The sequence below is a fragment of the Leptospira bandrabouensis genome (genome assembly GCF_004770905.1).
Lineage (GTDB): Bacteria > Spirochaetota > Leptospiria > Leptospirales > Leptospiraceae > Leptospira_A > Leptospira_A bandrabouensis.
The window spans coordinates 431,232-454,583 of the sequence record NZ_RQHT01000012.1; the positions used below are offsets into that span (position 1 = coordinate 431,232).

Genomic DNA, 23,352 nt, shown 5'->3' on the forward strand with positions numbered 1-23,352 from the left:
GTCTTAATCAGATATTTTTTAATGCCTCTTCCAAGTCTACCAGAATGTCATCAATGTTTTCTAGTCCTACACTCAATCGAACAAATCCTGGAGTGACTCCCGCAGAAATTTGTTCAGGTCCTGTCAACTGTTGGTGTGTTGTGGAAGCCGGATGAATGGCAAGAGACTTCGCATCACCGATGTTAGCGAGTAGGCTAAAAAGTTCCAAACCATCAATGAATTTTTTGGCTTTTTCCACTCCACCTTTGATTTCAAATCCTACAATGGCACCGAAAAGTCCACGTTCATGGTATTTTTTAGCAGTTTCGTAGTTTTTGTTTGAAGGTAGGCCTGGATAGTTGACCCATTCCACCTTTGGATGTTTTGATAAAAATTCAGCAACTTTTAATGCGTTGGCAGAATGGCGTTCCATACGAAGAGGAAGAGTTTCTACACCTTGTAAAATTTGCCATGCATTGAATGGAGAAATGGCAGGACCAAGGTCTCTTAAACCTTGCACTCTTGCTTTTAAAATAAACGCAATATTCACTCCACCAAAGGGTTCGAACTTCCCAAAAACTTCCCAAAATTTTAATCCGTGGTAAGATGGATCTGGTTCTGTAAAGTTTTTGAATTTTCCGTTACCCCAATTGAAACTTCCGCCATCGATAATGATTCCTCCAATAGAAGTTCCATGTCCTCCCAAAAATTTAGTGAGAGAGTGCACTACAATATCTGCACCATGTTTGAGTGGGTTCACTAAAAAAGGAGATGGCATTGTATTATCAACCACAAGAGGAACTCCCACTTCTTTTGCGACTTTACTCACTGCTGCAATGTCGAGAGTATCTAACTTTGGATTTCCAAGAGTTTCTGCATAAAATGCTCTTGTTTTATCATTGGAAGCTTTGCGAAAGTTTTCTGGATCTGATTGGTCAACAAAGTGAACTTTGATTCCGAGTTTGGGAAATGTATAGTGGAGAAGGTTGTATGTTCCACCATATAACGAAGAAGAGGCGACAATTTCTTGGCCTGCTTCCACAATGTTTAAGAGGGCTAACATTTCTGCACTTTGTCCTGAAGCCGTTGCAAGAGCCGCGACACCACCTTCCAAGGCGGCTACACGTTTTTCCAAAACGTCAGTGGTTGGGTTCATGAGACGAGTATAGATATTTCCAAACTCTTGAAGACCAAATAGCCTTGCTGCATGATCAGTGTCTTTAAATACATAGGATGTAGTTTGGTATAAAGGTACGGCCCTTGATGTAGTCGTCGGGTCCGGTTCTTGTCCCCCGTGAAGTGCGATGGTTTCTGGTTTAAAATTACGTGGCATAGATTCCCCCAAATGGTCTGACCTAATGTGCGGCTCCTCTCCCATTCGTCAAGAAAATATCCAATAAAATAGAAACTTGTTCTGTTTTATTGGATGGCCTGTTTTCAGATAATTTCTTATTTTCAGGGTAAAACCTTACGATAATGATCGTATCGTGATAAAATACCGTCTGTTCCAAGGTCTGGGAATTTTTTTCCTGCTGCCAATCCTTACTCTGGAAGCCCAAGTTTGGGTACCCACGGGGACTGAGTCCAGACGTGCCTCCGCCTTACAGTTTGATGCTGGTGGAACCAGTTTTCAGAAAGACTACTATGGGTATGTTTCTCCGAATTTTACCTACAACCATGGAAGTAACTTTGGGTATTCCTTTTCTCTTCCGATCAACGCACTTGCTGTGGATAAAGACCCTTTGCAATTGGATACCAAAGCGGGCAAAATTCGGGAGATGGATTATAACAGTAAAAATGATTATTCACGTGTTTTGAATTACATTTCTTATGGAACTTACAACCAACAGATTCCAGGAAAGGTGACTTATTCCGCTTATACAGGTAAGATGGTCGATGGATACATTGGTCACGGAACCATAGTCAATAAATACCAAAGTTCTTCTCGGTTTGATGCCTACAATCCTGGGGTCATGGCTGATTTGAATACGGATTATGTTGGTGTTCAATACTTTGCCAATTCTGTGGTAAATTTTGAAGTCAATGCAGCAAGGGTGTATATAAAACCTTTAGCGATTGGTAGGTCTTTATTTTCTTTATTTGATAAATCATCGGATTTGGTTTATTTAATGAATCTGAGAGGAAATGTTTTAGATGAGTCAGGACGACTCAGTGTTGAGGAAGAAGCAGGAAACGAAGAATTAAAAAACAAAAAAACAGAAGAGGCAAGAAAAAAGGAAATTCGTCCCGTTAGTAAAGATTCTCGAATGGAACTGGTAGACAACGATCCTTGGTACAACCGTCTGACCATTGGTTATACGAAAGCTTGGGACAGGGCAGCTCCTGTTCAAATGTCCTATAATACAAATGGATCCCCAGTGACTGAAAAAAACTTGGACAATCCAAAAACGGCTCAAGTGACTCGTGCCTCTATCGAAGGGATGGATATTGAATATCGTCTTCTCAATTTACCTTTTGTTGAATTTACACCCTATTTAGACTTTAATAAAATCAAAGGCCTTGATGGAGCACAAGGAACACATTATGGAAGTATATTCCGATTAGGTACAAAAGACCTAAATATCATTTTAAAACCTGAGTTTCGCCAAATGACGGCAAACTATGCTCCCATGTATTTTGATAGTTTTTATGAAGTGGAAAGGTTTCAAAAATTTCCGGTTTCTTCCCCGCTTCGACCTAAATATGAATACTTAGAAAACCAGTCCAATTCCAAAGTAACAGGTTATTATCATACAGTTTATGTTAATTTTTATCATTTAGGTTTTGAATTTGCACTAGAGGATTATGGTGTAAAAGGAAACAAACGTGTGTTTGCTGCGGCTTATATTCCACTTGGATCTTCATTTTTAATGTCATTTTACTATACGAAAAAAGGGTTCGAATCTCAAGGAAAAGCCTTTGATTTAGACAATAACACACAAGCTGCTGCGGAAATTTCTAAATCTTTTGGTCCCATTGTATTGCGATTACAAAACTATCGAAAATATTATTTAGATAGCAGTGAAAAATCTTTTGTAAGCATTGATGAAATCAGATTTTTAGTTTCAGGTGGAATGAGTTTCTAATCGAAAACAATTGGTGTAAAAGTGCAGAGTAAGCAAACTCTGTCCTTAAGTTGATTTTCCCTAGACTGATCAGTGGAAAATTGTTTTCGTGAAAGAAGAGAATATCCTCTGGTTTCCATCCAGATTCTGGGCCAAATACAAACAGGCAGTTATCCAAAAGCTCAGTTTCTGCTTTTAAAAGGGAATGGAAATTGGTCCCTTCTCGGTCTAATACCAAAACTTGTCCCTTCCAATCCTTTAAAAAATTTTTCCAAAGAAAAGACTTTTCCTGAATGACCGAAGGTAACCGACAATTCCCTGTTTGGCTAAGGCCTGTCTCTAAATGTGATAGGGTTTCTTTTGTGTAAACTGGTGAGGTCCAGTATTCTTTATTTTTTGTTTCTGTAGCGTAAAAATAAACTGAGTATACTCCATACGCTCCTGCCAAGTGGAGAAGTTTTTTTCCCGTCTGAGGTCTGGGTAAGGAAAAGAAAGTATGGATGGGGAGTGGTTCTAACACATCAGGAAGTAAATTTAATTTTTCTACAGTGGTAGAGGAGTCAGAAAAGGTTTTAATTTTAAAAAGAAAATTACCTAAACTAGGAATGACAACTTGGATCTGGTCTTCCAAATTCTTTTTTAAAACCGTTTGGATATGTGTATGTCTTTGGTCTGTTAGGTTTACAAAAAGGTTTTCTTGTAATTCATTTTCATAGATTAGAATCCAATTCAAAGTTTAAATCTCGTAACTAGGTTTGGTATTTGGTTCTCTTTCTTCTTGTGAATCTTCTGGGGTATGTTCTTCGTCTGGACCGATCATTGGGGATGGAAGTTGGAGTTCTTCTTTTATTTCCGGGTTAGGAGATTCCGGCAGGGAAGACCATTTCCAAAAATAAAGAAGTAAGATAGTAATTAAAAGTATAGGTATGAGTTTAATTTCTCTTTTTTTGGGACCTTGTTTTGATTTTAAATAATCAATAGGTGCATAAAGTAAATCTAGGATCAGTTCTTTATAACTTTGAAAAGAGGGTTTAAACTGAAAGTTTGGGATTGGTTCTGAGACGTTTTGAAATTCTTCTGTCGATTCCAAATCGGGTACATAAGTAAAACGATGAGAACAAACAGGGCATTGTACCAAAATGGTTCCCTGGGTAGCAGGGAACCGTAACATCGTGGAACAATTCGGACATTGTTTAACGAGATTCAATGAAGAACCTACGTTATTAGTATTTTAAGGAACTCTTCAATGCTTCTACGTTTTTCTTGTAGTGTTTATTCGAGTCTCGGTCGTTATAATCGAAAACCTTTGTAAAGAGTTTGTCGAAGTAGTCCAAGTTCTTGAAATAGAATTGTTTTTTGAAATTATTTCGAATTGGGTTAGTTTTTGTATTCTCTACGTTTGCAAGAATGTATTTACCAACACCTTTTTCAGATGGAGTTTCAGGAGTTCCCCAAACTGGATAGTCATCATGTTGGTAGAAGAGTTCGATTTTATCATCATGTGCAGGTGTTCCGTTAGGTGCAACGTCTACAATGACAGAAATGATCTTATCTTCTAAAACAAAATTGTTTTGGTAAATATATGTTCTAACTTTTGTAAGGTTACGCGGTTGTTCTTTTCTTGGATCTGGATCCGCATTGTTAGCCCCTTCAAAAAAGAGTTCCATCTTTTTGAATTTGGCACCAAGATTTTTTCCGGATCGTCCATCTTCGCTTCCCACAAAGTCAAAAACTTCTAAGTGCAAACAAGTGTTATCTTGTGCTTCTTGTTTATCAGCGGCTTCACATCTTTCTCCATCAGCACTTGGTTTTCCTTTGTAAAGGACAGTGCGGTGAGGAAGAGTTCTCACTTTCATTTTAAATAAAACTGTGTGCAAACGAAGACGTTTGTTCACTTCAGAAATATTATCATCTAGTTCTTTTTCCGTCTCAGTAATGGATTTACCGGATTGGGTAGGATCAATTCCAGCAGAGGTGGAACCTGTTTCCGAGCTACCAGTTTGAGCGAAAACCCCAAAGTTGAGCAAAAGGATGGGGAGAATTAATTTTATTTTCATGTCCGAATCTTCCTAAAAGGTTAATTTGAGGATACCAAGGAACGACCGATGGTCGTAAACAACTATCCTGTAAAAATTATCGGTATTTCACCTAGAAGATTGAAGCCGAAACTCTTACTTTTTAGCGTTTCCATCCAAAATCTGGCAGGGATTCTAAATAAAAGGAGATTTCTGGAGCCTGTAAATTTTCGCCTTTTTCCCAGTTTTTAGTGATCCAGCGCCGCTCCACATAGTCACAATAATCCTTCAGGTTTCTTCCCGAAGCTCCCTCTAAGGCTTCTGCCAATTTCCTGTGATCATTTTTGCTTAATTGTTTGGCATATCCTTCCAAAATCTGTGCCCTTTCTTCTCCATTCGGCAAAGGAAAATAGATTTTTCTGTCAAATCGGGAAAGAAGGGCAGAGTCTAGATCGTTTTTTCTGTTGGTGGCACCAATGGTAATGGTTCCACTTCGTTCGGCAAATCCGTCTAGTTTCCGAAGGAGAACACTGAGTAAGTTTCGAGTCGCCTCAAATAACCCGTCCTCTCTGGATGTAGCAAGGGAATCTATTTCATCTAAAAAGAGCATACATTTCGGAAAAAGCGCCGCTGCATCAAAAACCATAGCTAAGTTCTGAGAGGATTCTCCATAGTATTTACTTAAGATGGATTCAATGGGCACATAAACCATAGGAACCCCGCAGAGATGGGAAACTATTTTGGCCATACTCGTTTTTCCCACTCCCGGTTCGCCTTCAAACAGGACAGCACGCGGGAGGTTGGGGCTTGGTTTTTTACGGGTGAGTTTGGTGATTTCAAAAAAAGGTTCTGGTTTCAAAATGGGGAATACCAAACTTTCTAAAATTTGGGCCTTCACCCCATCATAACCAAAAATAGAATCAAATCCTAAATCATTTCCTTTGGCTTTTTCCATAAGGGGATCGTAAACTTCAGCTCCGAGTTGGTGAAGGATGATTTTTGGATCTTTGGCTTCGCCCCCTTCCGCTTTTAGAAACAAATAGAGGCTAAGAATGGTCTGGATTTCTTTGGTAGAAAAATCACCTTGTTTGGAACATTCTACTTTTAAATCCGATTTAAATGAAAACCGAATCCGAAACTTACCAGAAAGGTTCTTTTGGGGTTCAAATAGATTTTCATTTAATGCTTGGATACTGATGTATCCTTCTTCAAAATTATAGATCCGGAAATTTTCGATATAATTTCTCACAATTCCTAGGCAGTCGAGGATTTTGTCTTTACTCGCATTTTCAGTCCGGAATCGAAATAGGGTTTCTTCTTTTTCCTGAACAAACTGATAATTCGCATTCTTTAGTTCAGAAGCGAAGAGTTCCTTGGCCTTGAAGTAATCCAGGTGGGATTGTGAATTGGACATAAGGAACAAAATATGGATCTTTCCCTTTTTTTTCAAGGAAGGATTTTGATTTCCACCGACGAATACATTGGAGAGGTTGTATTCAAATGGGTGAAGGTTCACTATCGCAAGAAGACATAGACGCATTACTTGGCGGTTTTAGTGGCGGAGCGAGTACTCCTGCTGGTGGTGGTTCTGGCGGCGGCGGTGGTCTTGATGATTTGGATGCCCTCGTTGGTGGTGGAGGAGGTGACGACAATGGTCCTTCCTTTGCTGATATTGCTGCTGCCTTAGGTCCAAGTGCCACTCCCGCACCGGCAAGATCGGGAGCAAAGACTCAATCTGGTTCCGGCAACAATACAGCAAACCTCAACTTACTATTAGATGTTACTCTTCAGTTAACCATTGAACTTGGTCGAACCACAATGTTTATTAAAGATGTTCTCCAACTCACGGAAGGAACAGTCGTGGAGTTAGATAAAAATATTGGGGAAGAGTTGGATATCTTAGCCAATGGCAAACTGGTTGGCCGAGGAAAACTCATTATCTTAGATGATTATTACGGAGTTCAAATCACTCAAATTGTAGATCCGATGGAAAGACTAGGTGGACCTGCCTTTTTATAAATAGTTTCCATTTTAAATTCAACCAAATTACAAATGAATTTTGAATCATCATATCAATTGGAACGGATTACAAATCCATCCGAAGATTTACAATCTGAACTCTGGAATCTTTTGCACGAATTCAGCATATCTAAGTTAGGTGATCCAAGTCTTGAAAAAAAAGAATTTTTTGCCATCCTTGTCAAAGAGGGAAAAACTCTTGTTGCTGCCTCTCTTTGTTATTTATTTTTTAATGGGCTCAACCTCCAACTCCTTTGGGTCGCAGAAGAAAAGCGGGGAATGGATTTAGGAACCAAATTGCTTATTCAAATCGAAGAAGAGGCCAAAACTCTTGGGGCAACGCTTGTGTTTGGATATTCTTTTGGGTTCCAAGCTCCGAAGTTTTACTTAAAACTGGGATATGAAGAAGTAGGGATGATTTCCAATTACCCGGAAGGGCAAAATTGTTATTTCCTCTGCAAAAAATTGACATCTGAATCTCCTTGACAACGATCCCATCCTTTCCAATCTGTTCTACATGTTAACTCTAGCCATTGTGTAGACCGCCAAAACGGTGAACTTGTTTTGGATACCCCGCCTAAATTCAATTAGGAGGCGGCTATCTTCGCACAGGCGGTCTATTCCTCTCATCCACTGTTTTGGTTCCTTTTTTTGTTTTGCCGCAAAAACTGGATATGGTACGTGAATCCGAACTATCTAAATTTCAAAAGTTCTCAAAGAAAAAACGTTTTGATGATGAAGACGAAGACTTTTCATCGCAAAAACTAAAAATCAAATCCCACAGGTATCGTTCTGATATAGAGGAATTCCGTTGTGTGGAATGCAAACAAATGGTGTTTCCTCCTGGGTTTGGAACCGACCAGAGAAACCATTGTCCGAATTGTTTGACGAGTTTGCATCTGGACAATTCTCCGGGTGACCGTGCTGCCACATGTGGAAGTAAGATGGAAGCGATTTCCATTTGGGTGAGAAAGGGCGAATGGGTGATTTTACACCGCTGTAAAGGTTGTGGGGTAATCCATGCCAATCGAATTGGGCCAGATGACAATGAGGCACTTCTTGTTTCTCTTGCTGCCCAAGCGATGGCAAAACCAAGTTTTCGATTGTTTAAAGAAAATCCGGTGGAAGTTCCACCGGATGACGAATGTTAAACTATTGTATAGGCATACTAGGATTGTTCTACTATGCTTTTGGTTTTTTCCCTTCGGTTAGGTTGGCAATGAGATTCGGTAAATTCATCACATCGGCCGGGATAAGGATTTCCGTATTCTCTTTGGCAACACTCAGGAAGTTATGGATAAAAGCCTTTGTGATTTGGAGTTTGATCGCTGAAGCTCCCCCTTGGTCAGAGATAGCACCTGCAATGGCTTCAATCCCTTTTGCTGTTGCTACAGCAAGGGCTTCAATCTCTGTTGCTTTCCCTTCGGCAGAGTTAATCCTTCTTTGTTTTTCCCCTTCCGATTTGTTCACAGCTTCTTCTTTAAAACCAAGGGAGCGGTTGATTCGTGAATCTCTTTCTCCTTCGGAAAGAAGAACTTGCGAACGTTTGGCGATTTGTGCTTTCTTTTCTTTTTCCATTGCATCAAGAACCGATTTCGGTGGAACAATATTCAAAATTTCATAACGATTGACTTTGATTCCCCAAGGTTCTGATGCTTGGTCAATCGCTGCTACAATTGTTGAGTTAATTAAATCTTTTTCCCCGATGGTTTTGTCCAGTTCCATCGTTCCAATCACAGAGCGCATCGTCGTTTGTGCTAGTTGGATCGCTGCAAATTGGAAGTCTTCGATTCCGTACGAAGCACGAACTGGATCAATGATTTTTAAATAAATCACTCCATCCACTTTCACCTGTACGTTGTCATGTGTGATACAAATTTGTGGTTGTACATCGATGGATTGTTCTTTGAGAGTATGGTAATACGCATCACGATCAATAAAAGGAATGAGGATATGAAATCCTGCTCGTAAAGTACGAGAATATTTTCCCAATCGTTCCACAATTAAAACATCTTGTGCCGGAATGATGCGGATGCAGCGAAAGATTTTATAAATCAAATATATGGCAATGACAGACCAAAAACCTAAATATGCAAATTCCATACTATTCTCCTACCTGTGGGATTTTTGTGGTGATTTTGGAAAGGCCTTCAAACACTCCACCGATGTTTGCTAAAGTTTCTGGAACCACTGTCGTTTTTGATGTTTTCAGAATTTGACCAAGGGCATCCAAATACTCTTGGGTGATTTGTAAACTCACAGCTTCCTTCCCACCTTTTTTGCTAATGGCTTCCGAGATGAGTTGTAAACCTTTTGCTGTCGCATTCGAAATCAGTGTAATTTCCTGGGCACGTCCGTCGGCTTCATTCACCAATCTGATTTTTTCCCCTTCGGAAATGTTAATTGATTCTTGTCTTTCCCCAACCGAATGATTCACACGAGCTTCCTTTTCTCCTTGGGAGATAGTGATCTCGGCTCGTCTTTCCCTTTCGGATTTCATTTGGTTTTCCATTTCCAGTAAAATTTGTTTGGGCGGAGTGATATTGCGAATTTCGTATCTTGTGACTTTGATTCCCCACGGATCGGTTGCCCTGTCAATGTTGGAAACCACACGACCATTGATTTCATCTCTTTCGGAAAGTAAGTTATCAAAAATTAATTTTCCAATTTCGGAGCGAAGAGTGGTTTGGGCAAGTTGGGTTGTTGCCAACATAAAGTTATCGATTCCATAGGATGCTTTTTCTCCATCGATGACTTTTAAATACAATACTCCATCCACTTCAACGGATACGTTATCCCTTGTGATACAAACTTGTGGATCAATATCGATGGTTTGTTCTTTTAGGTTTTGGCGGTAACGAATTTGATCTACAAAAGGAATCATAAAATAAAATCCCGATTTTAAAACTCCGTTCAAAACACCTAATCTTTCTTTAACATAAACACTTTGTTCTGGAACAATGATGATTGTTTTTTTGATGATATATACAACGATCAAAAATACAACGATGACAGTCGCGCCCATAGTTTCTCCTTTGTGACGTTTGAGCCTACAATTTGAGGAAAAAGAGAAAAGGGTTTTTTTATTTATATTCGAAAAAAATGAATTCTTTCTTAGGAATCCACACGTTCCACAGTGAAGGTAAGATTTTCTCGAGACAAAATCCGCACATAATTCCCTTTGGGAATTTTGGAATCTTTGGAAATTGCATCCCAAAGGGTTCCTTGGAATCGAATTTTTCCTCCATGTCTCCCGACTAAAATATCAATTTCTACAGGTACAATTTGATTTAGAAAATCATCTTGGATAAAAGGATCCACAGAGGATTCGGATTTAAAAAAACGTTTTATGGCAGTTCCACCAACGAGGATCGATACAAAACTTGAAATGACCCAAACCATCACTTGGGTATAAAATTCAATGGGCAATAAACGAGTCAAAATCCCTGTAAATATGGCACCAATTCCTAAAAACATCACAAAGGTTCCTGGGAGAAGAAATTCAGAAAACAATAAAGTAATTCCAAGGAAAATCCAGAGATAGGGTGAGTTTGCAAAAATAAAATCCAAAGGGAACCTCTAAAGAAAAGGAATATGGAATTCTAGATAAGGCAAGAAAAATAATACTTTGATTTCGGAGGAAGGCATAGAACCTGTCTTGTGTGAAACGAATTTTCCTTATTTTACTAGGAGTCTTTCTCCTCCTCCAATTTTTCCCTATCGATCGTTCCAATCCTCCAGTCAAATCGGAGATCCAAACGAGTGCAGAGATCAAAGAAATCTTAAAACGAAGTTGTTATGATTGTCATTCGAACGAAACAGTTTGGCCGGCTTACTCATATATTTTTCCTGCCTCTTTGCTTATTTCTCACCATGTGGAAGAAGGAAGAGATGAATTAAATTTTTCAGAGTTTGGACTTCTGGCAGAAAAGAAACAAAACAAAAAAATCTATGAAATTTGGGAACAAGTGGATGAAGGGGAGATGCCTCCCAAAGACTATTTGTTGTTACATCCAAACTCAAAGTTATCAGACAAAGATAAAGAGATTTTAAAACAATGGTCGGACCGTTTCAGTGAGGAATCGGAATGAAAGAAAAAAAACTATGGGGAGGGCGTTTTGAAGCGCCACCTTCTTCTCTTATGATTCGGATTGGGGAATCGATCAGTTTTGATAAAGAACTGTATGCTCACGATATCGAAGGATCTATCTCTCATTCTCGAATGTTGAAACGAATTGGAATTCTTACCGAATCGGAACAAAGAAAAATTGAAACAGGGCTAGGGCAAATCAAAAAGGAAATCGATTCCGGAAAGTTTGAATTCAAAATCGAAAACGAAGACATTCATATGTCTGTAGAGTCTCGCCTAACAGAGCTTTTGGGAGACTTGGGAAAAAAACTACATACTGGCCGTAGTCGCAATGATCAGGTTTCCCAAGATGTGCGATTGTATATCAAATCAGAGGTGGGGTCTATTTTAGTATACCTTCTGGATTTACTTGTGGCTTGGGTCACTAAAGCAGAAGCCCATACAAAAACCATTATTCCTGGATACACCCATTTACAAATCGCCCAACCCATTCGAGCTTCTCATTATTTTTTATCTCATTTTTGGGCCAATGTTCGTGACTTTGAAGATTTTTTAGATGCTTACGAAAGGGCTGATGAACTGGTACTAGGATCTGGTGCACTAGCCGGTGTCAATTATTCCACAGATAGAGATTTTCTTAAAAAAGATTTATCTCTGTCTCGGATTTCGGAAAACTCCATGGATGCCGTAAGCCAAAGAGATCATATCTTTAAGTTTCTTTTTGCAGCCTCACAGTTTATGATCCATGCTTCGCGATTTTGTGAAGAAATTATTTTATATACATCGCAAGAATTTAATTATTTTAAACTCCCGGACCACCTAACTACAGGTTCGTCCATTATGCCACAAAAGAAAAACCCCGATGTGGCAGAACTCATTCGAGGAAAGGCAGGACGTGTGATCGGAAGTTTGACTCACCTCCTTGTGATGGTAAAAGGAACTCCCTTATCGTATAATAGGGATTTCCAGGAAGACAAACTCCCGTTATTTGATACTGTCAAACAAATTAAATTGAGTATTGAAGGTGTTCGGGATATGGTAAAGGGAATCCAAGTATTTCCTGAAAATGCCACAAAAAGCCTTCGTACTGGATTTTCTACGGCCACAGACCTTGCCGATTGGATTGTCAGTGCTAAGGGAATTCCATTCCGAACCGCACATGAAATTGTAGGTGAGTTAGTTAAAAATTGTTCTGCCAAAGGTTATGATTTGTTTAACATTCCAAGTGGGGAAAGGGGCCAAATCCACGCCGTGCTTACTGATCCAGGATATGAAGCTGCCATTTCGCTCGAAACATCTTGTGACAAAAAAGATGTGATGGGAGGAACTGCATTCCCTCGTCAAAAAGAACAAATCAAACGTGCCAAGGCAAAAGTAAACGAATTGACCAAAAAGCTAAAATCGATAGAATCTAAGGTTAAAAAGTAAATATGAATTCAAAGTTGATCCATAAAGTAGTTTTCTTCTCCATTCTCTTTTTGTTTGTTTCGCAAACCATCCAATGTAGTGAGCAAAGATTTAAAAAGATCACCTATGAACCGATTTCGTATTCGCCTACAAAGGTCATTGTCAAACGACAAGATGTAACCTCAGTCAAACTTCCTGAGAAACCTGCTATTTATGCGGTATTCAATACCAGCGTCGGGGATTTAGTTTTGGAACTTTATGATACAGCGGCTCCTAAAACTGTTCAGAATTTTATCGATTTGGCCCAAGGGGAAAAAGAATTCCGAACAGACAAAGGATCCGAAAGAAGACCATTTTATGATGGCCTTAAATTCCACCGTGTGATCGAAAATTTTATGGCACAAGGCGGATGTCCTAGGGGAGACGGAACAGGTGGTCCTGGATACCAAACAGAAGATGAAATCAATGCCAAGGCCTTAGGTTTAGACAAACTTAAAATCAAAGATGCCCCCCAATACCAGTCTCAATTGCAAAGGGCAGTCCTTGCGGAATTTAAAATCCAATCCAGGGCCGAGTTTGAGGAAAAACGAACTGAGGTGGAAAAGGCTTACCAAGAAGCAATGGAATTGCCTGTGTTAGAAGTATTACACCGAGTGGGATATAGGTATAACGAAGTCCTTCCGAGTAAAAAAGCCCTACGCGGGTCATTGGCTATGGCTAATGCAGGGCCCAATACCAACGGATCACAATTTTTTATCAACCAAGTGGACACTCCCCATTTGGACGGACTCCATACTGTATTTGGATTTTTGGTTTCGGGATATGATGTCCTTGACCGAATCATTGAAAAAGGAAACTTGCAGACAACCATTCGTAAAGTTGTTATCATAGACAAACGCCAATGAACTACTTAGAAGGAATTGAAGTCATACAGAAATATACATCTGGTTCTTCCGTGGAACCAGTGTTAAAATTTATTATGACAGTTCCTCATAATGAAGAAGCCTTTGCGAACGCACTGGATGAAATCGGGGGAATCAATCGTTATCCCGATACCTTTGTGGGTCTTCTTAGTTTTATTAGTTTCATCCTGGGCCAAAAGTCAAAAATGAACCAACTTTATGAAACGGCCCTGGAACGATACGAATCCTTAAACCAGGTCACAGCCAAACGCAGACCAACCGACGAAGAATCGAAAATCAAACGCACCTTAACTGACTTTATTTTAAAAATCGAGAAGGTATTTGAAATTCAGGATTTAACAGATGAGAGTTTGGTGAAGGAACTCAACCGGTTTGTTTCCGAGGCAAATCTTTATGGTGTCACAGACAATGAGATCAAAAACCTAAAAGTTTCCTCCAAAACTGTGGCGCTTGTTGAACCGCATTTGGACAAACAAAGGGAAAACTATTACCAATACAAAAAATTAAGTTCTGTCATGACAAGACTCATTCGGATCGCCGATTACATTTTGGCAGAAGCCAAAATGGGTGCCGGATAGGGTTTTTATGTCCTAAAAATTCTTTCGGAAAACCCAAGTCCTGCCGAAATCTTTAAGTGTATGTGGTCTTTCCGAACATTTATTCTTTTAGGTATTCTTTTGGTCAGATCCCTTGTTGCCTTTCCGGATCGAGATGCGCGTGGGGAAAGGATTGATAATTTTGTCTCCCTCCAATCCAAAATCAGTCTTTCTTTGACAAAAAGAAGTTACCAATCCGGAGAAAGAGTTCCGCTTACTTTTACCATCACTAATACTGGGAAGGAAGTGGTCCGCATTTTCCCTTCCTTTGATTACAGATATTCCTTTCAAATCATCGTAAAGGATGAAAATGATCGGATTTTGACTCCCATCGAAGATCCTGAATTTCCAGATCCCATTCTCAAACGTAGGACCACTATTGTGAACCTTGTGGGAGATGAAAATAAGGAAGTAAGCCTTCACCGTAATGAATCCTTTTCCAAAACCATTTATTTGGATGAACATTATAGCTTTTTGCCAGACCAAAAGTTTTTTGTGACTGGTTATTTTTATCCCAATTATACAGAAGATAAATCCGCCTTTCTTCGTTCCCAGAATACAGTGGGGTTTTTATTTCAAAACCCAAAAGCCGAGAGAAAAGAAACGGTCACTCGCCAAATCACAGAGAATGGCGGGCTCTCCCCAGAAGAGACAATCTTCTTATTTCTCGGTGCCGAGATGAAAAAACATTGGGAATACCATTTTAAGTGGATCGACTTTTCGGAATATATTTTAGCTTATGATCGTTTCAGCAGTGCTTATACCGAAGCGGGGGTAGGAGAACGAGAAACTATCATTGAGGACTTTAAAGAGTATTTGACGGAGACACCCTCTGGTGTTTTAAAATACTTTAAAGTGATGAATGTGGACTATCCCTCTAAAAGAGATGCAAGGGTCCAGGTCTATGTGGAAAGAATGATGGGTCGGTTCAAAACAAGGTACGAATATATATATACCTTGCGACAAGAAGAAGGAAGCCGTGTTGGATTTTGGCAGATTAAAAACTTACTCGTAAAGGTAAAAAAATGACGGAAATCCTTTCCCAAGACGAAATTGATGCCCTGTTAAACGCCATCTCCTCGGGAGAAGTTTCCGAGGATGAATATTCATCGGTGGGGGAACAGAAGAAAGTCAAAATTTACGACTTCAAACGTCCCGATAAATTTTCAAAAGACCAAATTCGTACACTCCAGATGATGCACGAGACCTTTGCTCGTTTGGCAACCACAGGACTTTCTGCGCAGTTACGGGCCCTGGTTGTGGTGCACGTGGCATCAGTTGACCAGTTAACTTACGAAGAATTCATTCGTTCCATTCCCAATCCTACTACACTTGCGGTGATCAATATGGACCCTCTTCGCGGGTCTGCGATTTTAGAAATTGACCCTTCGATTTCCTTTACCATCATCGATCGTTTGTTTGGTGGTAAGGGGGAATCATCCAAGGTTAACCGCGAACTTTCTGATATCGAGTTATCGGTAATGGAAGGGATTATTGTTAGGATTCTTGGAAACTTACGAGAGTCCTGGTCAACGGTAATTGACCTACGTCCAAGACTTGGTAACATCGAAACTAACCCACAATTCGCACAGGTAGTTCCTCCCAATGACATGGTGGTATTAATTACCCTAGAAACCAAAGTGGGGGAAGTGGAAGGGATGACAAATCTTTGTATTCCTTACATCACCATCGAACCAATCATCAATAAACTTTCTGCCCAGTATTGGTATTCCTCGATTCGTAAAGGGGAAGTCGATGAAAACCGGGCCGTCATCCAAGAGCGTCTCGACCAGGTCAAAATCCCTCTCATTTCCGAAGTGGGAAGTGTAGATATTTCTCTGAATGATCTTATGAACTTACATGTGGGTGATGTGATCAAACTGGAAAACACACCAATTAAAACCGACCTTATGGTAAAAGTTGGAGATCGTAGTAAGTTCAAAGCCACACCAGGCCGCGTAGGAAACCGCCTTGCCATCCAAATTGGGGATAGCATTGAGGACATTCCAGACGAACTTCTCGGTTCCACACGTTCGGAACAAGAATACTAGATTTTCGCTAAACAGAGTTTATGCGAAAGAATCAAACGTTTGAGAATTTTTTTTACCGATTGGGAAAGTTTGATTTATACAAATCTTTCTTTTCGAAGAATGATCGGTATAAATTCTCTTCCATTAGTAGAATTTCCCTGAAGGTTTCTATTCATTTTCCAATATTGACACGTTTTGTCACTCCACTAGCCATTCTTTGTTTCTGTTTCTCAATCATTTCGATTGATGCCAAACCTACTAAATCATTGGCAAAAGAGAAGGGGAAATCCGTAAAGATTCGCCAAACCATTGTTTTGTCCATTGATGGATTTCCTGCTTACTACTGGACTGATCCTAGATACCATTCCTATTTTCCGCATTTAAGCGAACTCTTTTTGAAATTCGGGGTTTTTGAAATTGAAACCATCAATCCTTCGGTTACGTATCCAGCTCACACTTCGATGGTGACAGGAAAAGACCCAGGCGAACATGGAATTTACAACAATACTTTGTCCGATCCTTTTGAAAAAAATGATGGGGGATGGATGTGGTATGCAGAAGACATCTTAGTGCCTACTCTTTGGGATTTGGCAAAAGAAAATCACAAAACGACCGCGAATGTTTTTTGGCCCGTGACAGTGGGTGCCGGGATTGATTGGAACCTTCCCCAATACTGGCGAAAAAAAATCCCAGAAGATGACAAACTCCTTCGAGTGCTTTCCACAAAAAACCTTCATAAAGAAGCAGAACTTGCGGTAGGAACTCCGTTAAACGATGTTTCAAAAGATGAAGTGAAACTGAACACTGCCGCCTGGCTCTTTCAGAAAAAAAAGCCCGACCTGATGTTTGTGTACACCACCGATTTGGATACCAACCACCACGGATTTGGACCTGGGTCTGAAAAAGCGCTTTCGCGGCTTGTGGAAATAGACAAGGCCATTTTTTTATTCCTAAAATCCGTAGGAGCCTTTACTCCCAAAGGGCCGGCCGTTGTCATTGTCTCTGACCACGGATTTCATTCCGCTGAAGCAGTTTGTGCACCAAATGTGCTCCTGAAACAAAAGGGTTATATCAATGACGATACAGGCACGTTCCAGTTAACCTTTAAAAGTTCTGGTGGTTCTGCCATCCTGTTGCCTGGAACCAATGTCAATGTTTCTACCGAAGAAATGAATTTCATTGTTTCAGAAGTTTTAACTGCCTGTCCTGGAGCGGAATGGGTTCCCGTTTCCACCAACGAAAAGTTAGGTGGAGTTACTAACTCCACTACAGAATCCGAAGAAAATCGTATCCTTCCAAAAAAAATACATCCGCAGGCTTTGGGAATGTTTCGTACAAAGGGACCACTATTTTTTAGTGGAACAAGAAAAGGGGAAGTCTATACCAAATCACAATCCAAAATTCATGTACATGGGTATTGGAATCAAAATCCTGAGATGAAAACCATAGGATTTGTGTACGACCCAACGGGGAAAAAACACCAATTTCACTCAGTAAAAGATGTGTTTTTTATCGTAAAAGATATGTTAGGTTTAAAAGAAAGGAAATCCAAAGGGCCCAGTTTTCCCACAAAACCCTAATTCAAAAATGAATTGGTGATTTCGTTAGTTTTTTTTCCAGTGGATACATTCCCCGGGGCACTCATCCATTTCCTTTTGCACTTTTTTTTCGTCTTCATCAGGAATCATGGCATCGTTGATTGAAGTTCCTCCAATATGAGTTTGAGAAACATCATCCTCATCCATCATAAAGTATTTAGGTAAATTATCAGCACATTGGTTGCAAGAAGTACAATTGTCTTTATCTACATAAGCCTTTCTCATGTTACATCCTCTCTCAATTTATAATATAGTATAATGGATACAAAAAATATGGTGACAACGTTTGCCAGAATGATCGGAAAATCAGATTTTAAAATTCCGTAAATAAACCACAAAAGCACTCCTAAAAAAAACATGATGTACATGTTTCTGCTGATATCTCTTGTTTGTTTGGTCATGACCACTCGTAATACTTGCGGAAGAAACGAAACTGTGGTTAAAAAAGCTGCTACGTAGCCAATGAGGTTTTCCATTTAGGCTTTGTACTCTCGTTTCACAATGGTTTTTACACCACCCCTAACATTATAATCTCCTACCACTTTGACATACATGGGATCCACAGCTGAAACAAAGTCTTCGAGGATTTTGTTTACAACGTTTTCATGGAAAATTCCAATATTTCTGTAGGACATCATATATTCTTTCAGTGATTTGAGCTCTACACATTTATCCCTTGGGATATAATCGATATAAATGGTTCCGAAGTCGGGAAGACCGGTTTTGGGGCAAACGGCAGTGAATTCGGGGATGGTGAATTCGATATTGTATTCTTTTCCGGCATAAACATTGGCAAACCATTCGATTTCCGGGGTTTTCCAGGACGGGATATGGTCTTGTTTGTCCTCGTAAGAAGATTCTGATTTTTTTTCCGACATTTGTTTACCCCGACAATTGCAAAATTATTTTGGAATCATCCCATGAAAAGTGATAAAAAAATTGCAGTCGTCGATTTCGGCGGTCAATACGCTCACCTTATTGCATCCCGGATTCGTAGGCTTGGTGCCTATACAGAAATCCTTTCCAATGAAGAACCTCTCTCTGTTTACGCATCCTATGCGGGAATCATTCTTTCGGGTGGCCCAAGCAGTGTGTATGAAAAGGGTGCACCACTTTTACCAGATGGTTTCTTTCAAATTTCTGTTCCAATATTAGGGATCTGTTATGGACACCAACTTTTAATGAAGGCCCTCGGTGGTGAGGTGGTTTCTTCTAATGCAAAAGAATATGGACCTGCCATTTTAGAAATTCAAAATTCAGATTCCTTACTTTCGAAATCCCTTTCCCCTAGAACAAAAGTTTGGATGAGCCACGGGGATGAGGTGGTTCGTATGCCTGATGGATTTCAAATCGTTGCTTCCTCGGATCATTGTCGTTATGCGTTTGTTTCTAATGAGTCTAAAAAACAATTTGGAATCCAATTCCATCCAGAAGTCACTCACTCGGAAGAAGGGGAAGTTTTACTTCGTAACTTTGTAAATCTATGTAATGTTGGTTCTAGTTGGAGTATCTCACAATTTTTAGAAGAACAAATCGTCTCCCTACAAAAGAAAGTCCCACCAGGTAAAAATGTGTTTTTGCTCGTTTCGGGGGGAGTGGATTCTTCTGTTGCTTATTTACTTCTTGCCAAAGCTCTTGGGAAAGACCGGGTGAAGGGCCTACTTGTAGATACAGGTTTTATGCGTAAAAACGAAGTGAAGGACCTTATGGACAACCTCCACCACGTTGGCTTCGACCTCACCATTTGCGATGAAAGTGAAATTTTTTACAAACATCTAAAATCAGAATTTGAACCTGAAAAAAAGCGCCGTATCGTGGGTGATTTATTTTTAGAAGCACAAGGGAAAGCAACCGATTCCCTTGGTTTGGATTCGGAACATTGGCTCCTTGGCCAAGGAACCATTTACCCTGATACCATCGAATCTGGGGGAACCAAACATTCTCATAAAATCAAAACCCACCACAACCGTGTGCCTCAAATTGAAAAACTCATCCAAGAAGGTAAAATCATCGAACCGATCGCTGATTTGTATAAAGATGAAGTGAGAGAACTGGGAAGACTTCTTGGACTACCCGAACGTTGGATCGAAAGACATCCTTTTCCGGGTCCAGGACTTGTGGTGCGAATGATTGCCAGTCCAGAATCAAAACCACCGGTCATCGATTTTTCAGATTTGGAACTTTCTAAAAAAAAGGCAGAAGTCAAAATTTTACCCATTCTTTCTGTGGGGGTCCAAGGTGACCAAAGAAGTTACGCCCACTGTGCTGTGTTAAATGACTTTACTACCAACTGGCATGAGTTAGATGAATGTTCTGTAGAAATCACTAATTTTAAAAAAGAAATCAACCGTGTGGTTTTTGCTCCAGGGATCAGTCAATTTACTGGATCTTTTCATTATACCAAACTGACATTAGATAAAGAACATTCGGATATTTTAAGAGAAGCAGATGCTATCGTGAACCGGATTCTTTACGAAGAGGCCATCCATACATCCATCTGGCAAATGCCTGTGGTTCTTGTTCCTGTGGGTTTACGCGCAAATTCGTATGGAGTTGTGTTACGCCCTGTGGAATCTACAGAAGCCATGACTGCCAACTTTTATGCGATGGACAGAAAGATTTTAGAACGAATCACCAAAGAATTGTTAGCTTTACCTCAAATTTCTTTGGTGTTGTATGATCTCACTCACAAACCGCCGGGAACCATTGAATGGGAATAACGTTTAGATTTTTTTTAAATCCTAAACGTTAGGTTGGATTTAAGGCAAAAGGAGCCAGAGAAGGGCCATTCCCCCCATAGCTAGTTCAGGTAGTTTTCTTCTGAAAAAACTTTGGTTTTCTGGGTTTTCTTTCGGCTCTTCGGATTTTGTTACTTCTGTATTTGGCGTATCCTTGGTTTCCTTGGAAGAAAATAGTGTACCCAAAAAACCAGGTTTCTCTTCTTCTTTTTGTGATTCCCAAACCACAGGAAGAGAAACTACTTCTACCGCATTTTTTTTATATGCTTGTTTTGTGCCGTCTTTCGATTCCACCAGAACATAATTTGCAGTTGGGGAAGATGTTTTTACGTTTTCCAAAACCTCTTTGGTTGCCTTCACAGTGACTGTGTCTGCAAAAGTAACATGAGAAAAAATCAATAGAATGAATAAGGATAGGATGGTCTTTACGTTCATATCTACAGCCCAATCCTAAGAATTGGATAGGCAATTTGATTTTTGAGTGAAATGTTACAATCCGATGAAAAGTGAATTCAGTTTCCATTTGACACCAGACCTTCGTATTTTAGCCTATCCAAAGTCACGATTGGCGTCGTGGCCAAGTGGTAAGGCATGGCTCTGCAAAAGCTTGACCGCCGGTTCGAATCCGGCCGACGCCTATCACTGAAAATTCGCCTGGATGGTGGAACTGGTAGACACACAGGACTTAAAATCCTGTGGGAGTAATCCCGTGCGGGTTCGATTCCCGCTCCAGGTATGAATCGAACGATTGCGAGTCAAAAAAAAACGTAGCGACCCCGCGTAGGCTTTATAAAAGCCGAAGGCGAAGTTGGCCGTAAGGCCAAGGGTGGATGGAGCGTAAACGTTTTTTCCGAAGGCAGGACGCCTTTCGGTGACGAGCAAGACGGGCTGAGATCGAAAGGCCAGGATGGCCGAAGATCGAAGCGATTCCCGCGGACGTTCCAATCAAATCAAACTTAATTCAAGCCTCTCTTACTTTTGGCGACTCAAGCACAGTACCCGCGCACTTATTCACAATTCCCAGAAATTTCGATTCGCGGAAGGAATGGTTTTTCCCTTTTCCAAGAAAATAAAAATCCAAAATCAACAAATTCAATCCCCTGTCCTAGAGATTCCAGAAACTCATTCGGATTGACTTGGACTCTTTGGATTTGTTTTGGATTGGTAAAAATTTCTTTTTTTACCATTTGTTCCCCCTGCACTCGGTATTCTTTGTCCTGGTCAAAACTCTCTCGTTTTCGAATTTCAAGGATGAGTGTTTGCGGTAGATGGCCTTCTGGAATTTCTTCCCAATGGATAAAAAACTGAATGGGGGAAACTCGAACCTTGGGGATAGTATGAAAATTCATTTCATGATCCAAACAACCAGCGAGTTTAAAATAAATTTCATTCGTGCCTTTCGGCATAGGTACAGCTGTTTTTGCATTGATAGCCGATTGAGCCAGGGCCATTGGGAAGTTGTGTTCTGTGCGAGCCCTATGAAAAAAAAGGTCTTTGGATGGAGTTTTTGTTAAGTAAAAAGCCCCAATACTAGAAATCAAAATCCAAAAAACGAGACTTCCATATACTTTGGTTGGGAACTTTTGTGTAGAATTCTCTTTCCCCTGGTAAGCCGAGGGAAGTAAAATTAAAAGACCTAAAAAGGGAAGTAATACCTCGTCATCTAACAGAAAACATTGGAAACTACCTGCAAAAATCACACTGAAAAAACCTAAATAAAAAAGATTATTTTTGCCAACTTGTAGAATTTTTTTTGTGATCAAATACAAAAAACAAAGATAAGCGGTTACAGAGGTGATCCCACCTAAAATCCAAAAATGCAGAAAATCAAAATGTGCATGGGATTTGGGTGTAATCGATAAATCATAATATAACTCCGGGAAAACTTTCACCAAAGGAATTGCTTGGGTTATGAATTCTTTTGTGTAATTTCCACTGCCAATTCCCCATAAAAATGAATCTTTTAAAATTGCAAAATTCATTTTGTGAATCCATATTCTTTGATTCTCTAACGAACGTTTAGCGAATAAATCATCAATAGCTCTTTGGAATAACCAGTTATTGTGGTAAAACAGAGTCAGAAGAACCGCTATAAGAAAGAGACCAATTCCTAACCAAGGTAAATATTTTTTTAAAGATATTTTTTTTTGGAAAGATAGAAGGAAAAATCCAAAGAGTAACCCAAACCAAACGGACCTGCTTTGATTGAGAAAAAGTAAAACCAGTCCTAAAAAAGAAAGGATCAATAAGGAAAAAAATAGAAACTTAGATTTGTTTTTCTTTTTAAAGGAGGGAATGTCCCTGTATGTTTTTAAAAAAAGAGAAGGAAGGTAAAGTGCTAACATCCCTCCGTAGGTTAGGTGAGTGCTTTGGAAGCCAATTGGTAAATAAAAAGGGAAAATGCCAAAAAGGTTTCCCAACTGGTGGGGCAAACGTCGGCCTTCGACGTATTGGAAACCATCCATCACAAATGGGGCCAAGCGATAAGGGGAAAAAAGCGATATGGTTCCTGAAAGAAGAAGAAATACGGCTCCGAGAAATACTGCTTTTTTTAAATTTGTTTTTTCTTGTTCAGTGAGGTTTGAATGGTGTAATAATAAAAATGCCATCCATACATCCCCAAATTCTGATTTTAAAATGATTTGTTTCCAAAAAGAAAATTCAAAATGGAAGAGAGGGTAAATCAAAAAACCCAAATAAATAAGGATCCAAAAAAAGAAAAAGGATTCAGACCTCGGAATATTTTTTTGCCAAAGGAAATCTAAAAACAAAAAGAAAAGGGAGGCACCGGCAAAAATTTGGGAAAGGCTAATCGAAAACGGTGAAAGGACAAAGAAAAGGTAGAGAAAAACAATAGAAATCTTATGAAATGTTTGTTTCCCAATCATATTT

25 protein-coding genes and 2 tRNA genes are annotated in these 23,352 nt (G+C 39.7%); 14 read left to right on the plus strand and 13 right to left on the minus strand.

What is annotated here, in order from left to right; translation table 11 throughout:
- Window positions 1–7 precede the first annotated feature (7 nt).
- On the minus strand, window positions 8–1,312 hold the full coding sequence (locus EHR07_RS05695; protein WP_135744181.1) for an O-acetylhomoserine aminocarboxypropyltransferase/cysteine synthase family protein: 1,305 nt from the start codon (window positions 1,310–1,312) through the stop codon (window positions 8–10).
- A 154-nt stretch (window positions 1,313–1,466) separates the two neighbouring features.
- On the opposite strand from EHR07_RS05695, the gene EHR07_RS05700 reads away from it, so the two are divergent.
- Window positions 1,467–3,065 carry a hypothetical protein gene (locus EHR07_RS05700; protein ID WP_208739708.1) on the plus strand — a complete coding sequence of 533 codons (1,599 nt, stop codon included), beginning with the start codon at window positions 1,467–1,469 and terminating at the stop codon, window positions 3,063–3,065.
- Here the strand turns inward: EHR07_RS05700 and EHR07_RS05705 are convergent.
- The 4 genes from EHR07_RS05705 to EHR07_RS05720 form a co-directional block, all read right to left on the minus strand.
- Window positions 3,031–3,777 carry an RsmE family RNA methyltransferase gene (locus tag EHR07_RS05705; protein WP_135744182.1) on the minus strand — a complete coding sequence of 249 codons (747 nt, stop codon included), beginning with the start codon at window positions 3,775–3,777 and terminating at the stop codon, window positions 3,031–3,033. The two genes, EHR07_RS05700 and EHR07_RS05705, sit on opposite strands and share 35 nt — an antisense overlap.
- Window positions 3,778–3,780: 3 nt before the next feature.
- Window positions 3,781–4,215 carry a hypothetical protein gene (locus tag EHR07_RS05710; protein ID WP_135744183.1) on the minus strand — a complete coding sequence of 145 codons (435 nt, stop codon included), beginning with the start codon at window positions 4,213–4,215 and terminating at the stop codon, window positions 3,781–3,783.
- Between the two features lie 52 nt (window positions 4,216–4,267).
- Window positions 4,268–5,101, minus strand: a complete 834-nt coding sequence (gene fcpB, locus EHR07_RS05715) for a flagellar-coiling protein FcpB (RefSeq protein ID WP_135744184.1) — start codon at window positions 5,099–5,101, stop codon at window positions 4,268–4,270.
- A 121-nt stretch (window positions 5,102–5,222) separates the two neighbouring features.
- Complete coding sequence (locus EHR07_RS05720) at window positions 5,223–6,473, minus strand: AAA family ATPase (protein WP_208739724.1); 1,251 nt, start codon at window positions 6,471–6,473, stop codon at window positions 5,223–5,225.
- Between the two features lie 86 nt (window positions 6,474–6,559).
- Between EHR07_RS05720 and fliN the strand changes: the two genes are divergently transcribed.
- From fliN to EHR07_RS05735, 3 genes are all read left to right on the plus strand, one after another.
- Window positions 6,560–7,078 (plus strand): flagellar motor switch protein FliN, encoded by a 519-nt coding sequence (fliN, locus tag EHR07_RS05725; protein WP_135744185.1) that lies wholly within the window; start codon window positions 6,560–6,562, stop codon window positions 7,076–7,078.
- A gap of 33 nt (window positions 7,079–7,111) precedes the next feature.
- Window positions 7,112–7,564, plus strand: a complete 453-nt coding sequence (locus EHR07_RS05730; RefSeq protein WP_135744186.1) for a GNAT family N-acetyltransferase — start codon at window positions 7,112–7,114, stop codon at window positions 7,562–7,564.
- Window positions 7,565–7,752: 188 nt separating this feature from the next.
- A complete protein-coding gene (locus EHR07_RS05735; protein ID WP_208739710.1) occupies window positions 7,753–8,229 on the plus strand; it encodes an RNHCP domain-containing protein in 477 nt (158 codons plus the stop codon).
- Between the two features lie 31 nt (window positions 8,230–8,260).
- Here the strand turns inward: EHR07_RS05735 and EHR07_RS05740 are convergent, their stop codons facing one another.
- The 3 genes from EHR07_RS05740 to EHR07_RS05750 all read right to left on the minus strand — a co-directional run bounded on the left by EHR07_RS05740 (window position 8,261) and on the right by EHR07_RS05750 (window position 10,648).
- Complete coding sequence (locus tag EHR07_RS05740) at window positions 8,261–9,181, minus strand: SPFH domain-containing protein (protein ID WP_135744188.1); 921 nt, start codon at window positions 9,179–9,181, stop codon at window positions 8,261–8,263.
- Between the two features lies 1 nt (window position 9,182).
- Entirely contained in the window at window positions 9,183–10,103 is a 921-nt protein-coding gene (locus EHR07_RS05745; RefSeq protein WP_135744189.1) for an SPFH domain-containing protein, read from the minus strand.
- An 89-nt stretch (window positions 10,104–10,192) separates the two neighbouring features.
- Window positions 10,193–10,648: an NfeD family protein gene (locus tag EHR07_RS05750; protein ID WP_135744190.1), complete on the minus strand. Its 456-nt coding sequence runs from the start codon at window positions 10,646–10,648 to the stop codon at window positions 10,193–10,195.
- Window positions 10,649–10,740: 92 nt separating this feature from the next.
- On the opposite strand from EHR07_RS05750, the gene EHR07_RS05755 reads away from it, so the two are divergent.
- From EHR07_RS05755 to EHR07_RS05785, 7 genes are read left to right on the plus strand one after another with little or no spacing between them, the layout of a single operon-like run.
- A complete protein-coding gene (locus tag EHR07_RS05755) occupies window positions 10,741–11,169 on the plus strand; it encodes a heme-binding domain-containing protein (protein ID WP_135744191.1) in 429 nt (142 codons plus the stop codon).
- Window positions 11,166–12,596, plus strand: a complete 1,431-nt coding sequence (argH, locus tag EHR07_RS05760) for an argininosuccinate lyase (protein ID WP_135744192.1) — start codon at window positions 11,166–11,168, stop codon at window positions 12,594–12,596. Before EHR07_RS05755 ends, argH begins: the two co-directional genes overlap by 4 nt.
- A gap of 2 nt (window positions 12,597–12,598) precedes the next feature.
- A complete protein-coding gene (locus EHR07_RS05765) occupies window positions 12,599–13,480 on the plus strand; it encodes a peptidylprolyl isomerase (RefSeq protein ID WP_135744193.1) in 882 nt (293 codons plus the stop codon).
- The gene (locus EHR07_RS05770; RefSeq protein ID WP_135744194.1) at window positions 13,477–14,076 is read left to right on the plus strand and encodes a hypothetical protein; all 600 of its coding nucleotides are present in this window, start codon (window positions 13,477–13,479) and stop codon (window positions 14,074–14,076) included. The genes EHR07_RS05765 and EHR07_RS05770 overlap by 4 nt, the downstream gene beginning before the upstream one ends.
- Before the next feature lie 60 nt (window positions 14,077–14,136).
- Window positions 14,137–15,123, plus strand: coding sequence for a hypothetical protein (locus EHR07_RS05775; RefSeq protein WP_135744195.1), 987 nt, complete (start codon window positions 14,137–14,139; stop codon window positions 15,121–15,123).
- A complete protein-coding gene (fliM, locus tag EHR07_RS05780; protein ID WP_002974265.1) occupies window positions 15,120–16,145 on the plus strand; it encodes a flagellar motor switch protein FliM in 1,026 nt (341 codons plus the stop codon). The genes EHR07_RS05775 and fliM overlap by 4 nt, the downstream gene beginning before the upstream one ends.
- 20 nt (window positions 16,146–16,165) lie before the next feature.
- Window positions 16,166–17,704, plus strand: coding sequence for an alkaline phosphatase family protein (locus EHR07_RS05785; protein ID WP_135744196.1), 1,539 nt, complete (start codon window positions 16,166–16,168; stop codon window positions 17,702–17,704).
- A gap of 24 nt (window positions 17,705–17,728) precedes the next feature.
- Here the strand turns inward: EHR07_RS05785 and EHR07_RS05790 are convergent, their stop codons facing one another.
- From EHR07_RS05790 to queF, 3 genes are read right to left on the minus strand one after another with little or no spacing between them, the layout of a single operon-like run.
- Window positions 17,729–17,947, minus strand: coding sequence for a ferredoxin (locus EHR07_RS05790; RefSeq protein WP_135744197.1), 219 nt, complete (start codon window positions 17,945–17,947; stop codon window positions 17,729–17,731).
- Window positions 17,944–18,198 (minus strand): SemiSWEET transporter, encoded by a 255-nt coding sequence (locus EHR07_RS05795; RefSeq protein WP_135744198.1) that lies wholly within the window; start codon window positions 18,196–18,198, stop codon window positions 17,944–17,946. Before EHR07_RS05795 ends, EHR07_RS05790 begins: the two co-directional genes overlap by 4 nt.
- Window positions 18,199–18,600 carry a preQ(1) synthase gene (gene queF / locus EHR07_RS05800; protein WP_135744199.1) on the minus strand — a complete coding sequence of 134 codons (402 nt, stop codon included), beginning with the start codon at window positions 18,598–18,600 and terminating at the stop codon, window positions 18,199–18,201.
- Between the two features lie 42 nt (window positions 18,601–18,642).
- Between queF and guaA the strand changes: the two genes are divergently transcribed.
- Complete coding sequence (gene guaA / locus EHR07_RS05805) at window positions 18,643–20,442, plus strand: glutamine-hydrolyzing GMP synthase (RefSeq protein WP_135744200.1); 1,800 nt, start codon at window positions 18,643–18,645, stop codon at window positions 20,440–20,442.
- 39 nt (window positions 20,443–20,481) lie between these two features.
- Here the strand turns inward: guaA and EHR07_RS05810 are convergent, their stop codons facing one another.
- Window positions 20,482–20,895, minus strand: a complete 414-nt coding sequence (locus EHR07_RS05810; RefSeq protein ID WP_135744201.1) for an LIMLP_04285 family protein — start codon at window positions 20,893–20,895, stop codon at window positions 20,482–20,484.
- Between the two features lie 132 nt (window positions 20,896–21,027).
- Between EHR07_RS05810 and EHR07_RS05815 the strand changes: the two genes are divergently transcribed.
- Together EHR07_RS05815 and EHR07_RS05820 are read left to right on the plus strand one after the other, a co-directional pair.
- Window positions 21,028–21,098: transfer RNA gene (locus EHR07_RS05815), tRNA-Cys, on the plus strand.
- 14 nt (window positions 21,099–21,112) lie between these two features.
- Window positions 21,113–21,196 (plus strand) — tRNA-Leu (locus tag EHR07_RS05820).
- Window positions 21,197–21,467: 271 nt separating this feature from the next.
- On the opposite strand, the gene EHR07_RS05825 is transcribed toward EHR07_RS05820, so the two are convergent.
- Entirely contained in the window at window positions 21,468–23,348 is a 1,881-nt protein-coding gene (locus EHR07_RS05825) for an O-antigen ligase family protein (protein WP_135744202.1), read from the minus strand.
- Window positions 23,349–23,352: the final 4 nt, after the last annotated feature.